At 44.9% G+C, this 2,127-nt stretch carries 1 pseudogene; it reads right to left on the bottom strand.

Annotated elements, in window-relative coordinates:
* Nucleotides 1–1,952 (bottom strand): annotated as a pseudogene (locus AFM12_RS00005) (hypothetical protein); the annotation flags it as partial.
* Between the last annotated feature and the right edge of the window lie 175 nt (nt 1,953–2,127).

Raw genomic sequence — 2,127 nt, 5'->3', positions numbered from 1 at the left:
GGTTCCGTAATAGTGGTACTCGCTGTACTGGTACACCCATTGGCATCGGTAATCGTTACACTGTAGGTGCCGGCAGAAAGACCGGAAATATCCTGCGTGGTTTCGGCATTGCTCCAGGCATAGGTATACGGCCCGGTGCCTCCGGAAACACTGAGATCAATGGCTCCCGTGCTATTTCCAAAACACAATACATCCGTTTGTGTAAAGCTATTGGTCAGGGCTGCAGGTTCCGTAATAGTGGTACTCGCTGTACTGGTACACCCATTGGCATCGGTAATGGTTACACTGTAGGTGCCGGCAGAAAGACCGGAAATATCCTGCGTGGTTTCGGCATTGCTCCAGACATAGGTATACGGTCCGGTGCCTCCTGAAACACTGAGATCAATGGCTCCCGTACTGTTTCCAAAACATAATACATCCGTTTGTGTAAAGCTATTGGTCAGGGCTGCAGGTTCTGTGATAGTAGTACTCGCTGTGCTGGTACACCCATTGGCATCGGTAATGGTTACGCTGTAGGTACCGGCGGTAAGACCAGAGATATCCTGCGTGGTTTCGGCATTACTCCATGCATAGGTATACGGTCCTGTACCTCCGGAAACACTGAGATCAATGGCTCCTGTGCTGTTTCCAAAACATAATACATCCGTTTGTGTAAAGCTATTGGTTAGTGCGGCGGCTGGTTCGGTAATAGTCACCTGTAAAGTGTCTGTACAACCAAGACTGTCAACCACCACAACAGTATACAAACCTGCGGCAATATTTGATCTGTCTTCCTGATTTGTATTTCCGGGCAAATCCAGCCAATCAAAAATATAGGGACTAGCTCCTCCCGAGGCTGTAACGTTGATCGCACCTGTGGAATCACCAAAGCAAAGTACATCCGTTTTTTCAACCAAATCAACAGACAAAGCCCCAGGCTGACTTGCAAAATAATCACAACATTCTGCTCCCAGAGCGGTTGAGTCAGAAGAGCTGCCAATTAACTGACCCCCTGAAACGATAATGGGAATACCATTGGCATCAACCCCACCCTTAAGCGTATCATTTTCGATCTGCCCAATACTATAATTATTCCCACCTTCAAGGGCGTCAGGGCAACCATCATTATCAGAATCCAGATCGAGTGCATTTCTTATGCCATCGCCGTCGTAATCGACAACACATCTTAGAATAAATGAAATATCATCGAATGTAATATTAAAATCAGGAGTTGGGTCTCCGGCGTCGTCATAACGGTCATTATATACATAAATCCGGAAGGTATAGGTCTTTCCAGCTTTTAAAACCAAATCGCTTACACTTAAAGTGTTCAGGATGTATTCTGTTGGTGAGGAGTTTACGGTCACATCCTGACTCAAAACCGTAAAAGTAGAAAAACCATCATCTGAAAACTCAATGGCTATATCGTATCCTCCCCGGGCCGATCCGCCGGCACTAACGGGGGCAAAGCCCTGAGTAATACTATCCAACTCAATATCAGAAGTAACCGTGAAAGACATTTCAAAATAGTCCCCATCTGCCTTTGCCGCAGCAAAAGAGACTTGGTCGACAGTACCAAAGACATCATACTCAAATTGGTCATCATAGACCCCTGAGCCGGAGACAGGCTGAACAGCTCCCAGTCCTGAACCGAAGTTAATAAGACTGGAACCGGAAATTTGGGAATGACTGGCATACGTGCTATCATCCTCCTGAAAAACCGACCCACGGTTTCCCATAATTGTTGGGTTCTCATTGTTCAGCCATCTGATGTCAATTATCTCTTCGGTGCAAGTCTCCTCTTCTTCATCCGTAATTCCATCGTTGTCATTATCAAGATCATACGCATCGATAATTCCATCCCCGTCAGAATCAACTGTCTGACCATATGACGAAATTGAGAGTAGCGTTATGATAAAAGCTGTACTAAATAGAAAACCCATAAATTTCCGCCCGAAGATTAAACTCTTCATGAAAAAGTATGACTCCATTTGGTTAGACCTTAAGTTTTTATATGGGCATTTATCACTTTGATATAGCCCAAACATCTATTCAACAATAAGTTAAGCCGCAAACGAAGTGCCAAACCTTATTCAAAGAGTGAGATCCTGGCATAGCCCAAAACAAGGGTCATTTTGGAAAAAAAAA

This window comes from Jiulongibacter sediminis, from assembly GCF_001306455.1.
GTDB classification, from domain to species: domain Bacteria; phylum Bacteroidota; class Bacteroidia; order Cytophagales; family Spirosomataceae; genus Jiulongibacter; species Jiulongibacter sediminis.
This window is presented reverse-complemented; position numbering and strand designations above follow the sequence as displayed.